The sequence below is a fragment of the Olleya sp. KJ81-1 genome (assembly GCF_055808135.1).
Genome location: NZ_CM147854.1, coordinates 350,001 through 352,500, shown reverse-complemented (window position 1 = coordinate 352,500; position 2,500 = coordinate 350,001). Strand labels below are relative to the sequence as shown.

Here is a 2,500-nt window from a genome sequence, read left to right as displayed (position 1 = left end):
TAAATTTTAAGTCTTACGACTATGTTTTAACAATTAATAATGTTCTCAGTACTCAAAATGGTTTATTCTCGTTTGTTTGAATTAATCGTTTCCAATTAATTCTTACGCTGTCAATTCAATATGTTTATGAACTTTTTTCTCTGTCTCTTAAGATGTTATTTCCTTAAGCGGGTGCAAATATAATTCGCTTTTTTAAATCCCACAAGCTTTATTTAAAAAAAGTTTTTTTTCTTTTTTAAACTTTACTTTCAATATATCTTAGAACGTTTTCCTTTACTCTCAGCAACATCAGTTACGTCGTTTTCGGGGTGCAAATATACAAGCCTTTTTCTTTACCGCAACCCTTTTTTTAATCTTTTTTTAATTTTATTTTAATACAATCCTTTAACGCCTTATTGCTAATAGGTTAGAAGATTTTCATTTAAGAATTAAAACAATAATTATATATATAATAAACCAACTCATATTATGTATTACCCCAATTACTAATCCATCACATAATCATTCATTTAAAATAATTATATTATATTCTTAATTCTCCTAATAAAAGTCAGACATTATATCCTTATTCTTTTAAAAATAACTACGATGTAGTTATTCTATTCACAAAACAACCAAAACTAGTATATCTTTTTTCTTTTCGCCTATTTACTTTGATTTTTAAGCACAAAAAAACCCTTCATAAATAAATATGAAGGGTTCTCTAAAAAGGCGACGACCTACTCTCCCACAATGCAGTACCATCGGCGCAAATGGGCTTAACTTCTCTGTTCGGAATGGTAAGAGGTGAGCCCCATCGCTATAATCACCTTAAATCTTTCGGTGTATGTAGTATTAACTACTTAACCGTATATAATAACATATTGAAAAAATGATTCATGAAAATTTTTGTATTGAACTTTATAAAAAACAGGCGTACAATAAGCCTATGGGTTATTAGTATCACTCGGCTATGACATTACTGCCTTTACACCTATGACCTATCAACGTAGTCATCTCCTACGACCCTTTAAAGAAATCTCATCTTGTGGTGGGTTTCGCGCTTATATGCTTTCAGCGCTTATCCCTTCCCAACGTAGCTACTCTGCAATGCTCCTGGCGGAACAACAGATACACCAGAGGTTAGTCCAACTCGGTCCTCTCGTACTAGAGTCAGATCCACTCAAATTTCTAACGCCCACTGTAGATAGAGACCGAACTGTCTCACGACGTTCTGAACCCAGCTCGCGTGCCACTTTAATGGGCGAACAGCCCAACCCTTGGGACCTTCTCCAGCCCCAGGATGTGACGAGCCGACATCGAGGTGCCAAACCCCCCGTCGATATGAGCTCTTGGGGGAGATCAGCCTGTTATCCCCGGCGTACCTTTTATCCTTTGAGCGATGGCCCTTCCATACGGAACCACCGGATCACTATGCTCTACTTTCGTACCTGATCGACTTGTAGGTCTCTCAGTCAAGCTCCCTTATGCCATTGCACTCTACGCACGGTTACCAAGCGTGCTGAGGGAACCTTTAGAAGCCTCCGTTACTCTTTTGGAGGCGACCACCCCAGTCAAACTACCCACCAAGCACTGTCCCTTCATTGAAGGTTAGACTCTAGACAAGCAAAGGGTGGTATTTCAACAATGACTCCACAACGCCTAGCGACGCCGCTTCAAAGTCTCCCACCTATCCTACACATTACTTATCCAAAACCAATACTAAGCTATAGTAAAGGTGCACGGGGTCTTTTCGTCCCACAGCGGGTAATCGGCATCTTCACCGATACTACAATTTCACCGAGCTCATGGCTGAGACAGTGTCCAGATCGTTGCACCATTCGTGCAGGTCGGAACTTACCCGACAAGGAATTTCGCTACCTTAGGACCGTTATAGTTACGGCCGCCGTTTACTGGGGCTTCATTTTAGATCTTCGCCGAAGCTAAACCCTCCACTTAACCTTCCAGCACCGGGCAGGTGTCAGGCCATATACGTCATCTTTCAATTTAGCATAGCCCTGTGTTTTTGATAAACAGTCGCCTGGACCTTTTCACTGCGGCCACCCCGAAGGGTGGCGACCTTTCTCCCGAAGTTACAGGTCTATTTTGCCTAGTTCCTTAGCCATGAATCTCTCGAGCTCCTTAGAATTCTCATCCCAACTACCTGTGTCGGTTTAGGGTACGGGCTGCTTCTCTTGCTTTTCTTGGAAGTCGATTCGCTAGATTATCACCGCGACCGTAGTCTTAGTGTACTATCGAGGTGTTACCACTCTCTTCAACGCACAATTCCGTCTGTGCGCACTAACTTTTCGCCTCCGTCACTTTTAATGAGAGCAGGTACAGGAATATTAACCTGTTGTCCATCCACTACCCCTTTCGGGTTCGCGTTAGGTCCCGACTAACCCTCAGCTGATTAGCATAGCTGAGGAAACCTTAGTCTTTCGGAGTGCGGGTTTCTCGCCCGCATTATCGTTACTTATGCCTACATTTTCTTTTGTAGTTACTCCAGCATGCCTCACAG

General features: G+C 41.7%; 2 rRNA genes (1 of these 2 running past the window's edge). Both read right to left on the bottom strand.

The window, feature by feature from the left end:
- Window positions 1-706: 706 nt before the first annotated feature.
- Window positions 707-813, bottom strand: a 5S ribosomal RNA gene (gene rrf, locus AC0L3M_RS01685).
- A 103-nt stretch (window positions 814-916) separates the two neighbouring features.
- Window positions 917-2,500: ribosomal RNA gene (locus AC0L3M_RS01680) — 23S ribosomal RNA — on the bottom strand; it runs 1,234 nt beyond the window's last position.